This window comes from Oribacterium sp. NK2B42, from assembly GCF_000424445.1.
GTDB lineage: Bacteria > Bacillota > Clostridia > Lachnospirales > Lachnospiraceae > Oribacterium.
Genome location: NZ_KE384193.1, coordinates 32,065 through 32,679 on the forward strand (window position 1 = coordinate 32,065; position 615 = coordinate 32,679).

The window sequence follows — 615 nt, forward strand, 5'->3', positions numbered from 1 at the left end:
TTACATTGACTTATATTCTGAATTCTGAGTTTTAAGGTCAATCAGTGGTTCCAATAACTCCGGATGGTGAGGAAAAAAGTCGACCACGGTCTTCGCGAATCATTGCCGGCTGAACTGTTACACAGAAACAAAAAAATGTAAAAAAACTTTCAAAAAGTGTTTGACATCTGCTGTGCTAATTGCTATATTAACTGAGCGCTCAAGAGAGCGAAGCAAAAAGAACCTTGAAAATCAAAGATCGATTAATACACAGACCCTGAAGATTCTATAAAGAAGATTCAGAAGCGGAGGATCTAATGTAGATCTGAAGCGCGACCAAAAAAGTCTAAAGCGAATAATACAATCGCAGTAAAGAAAAACGGACAGAACAAATAAAGCCAAGCTTTTAGTTCTGAACGGGAAGAACTTAAAAGAGAGAAATCTCTTTCGTATTTAATATGAGAGTTCGATCCTGGCTCAGGATGAACGCTGGCGGCGTGCCTAACACATGCAAGTCGAACGAGCGAGAGATGAAACCTAGTGATTCTCGAGCGAGTGGCGGACGGGTGAGTAACGCGTGGGTAACCTGCCTTACAGAGGGGGATAACAGTCTGAAAAGACTGCTAATACCGCATA

The 615-nt window shown here is 41.5% G+C and carries 1 rRNA gene; it reads left to right on the plus strand.

What is annotated here, in order from left to right:
• Window positions 1–433: 433 nt before the first annotated feature.
• A 16S ribosomal RNA gene (locus G625_RS0117590) occupies window positions 434–615 on the plus strand; the annotation flags it as partial.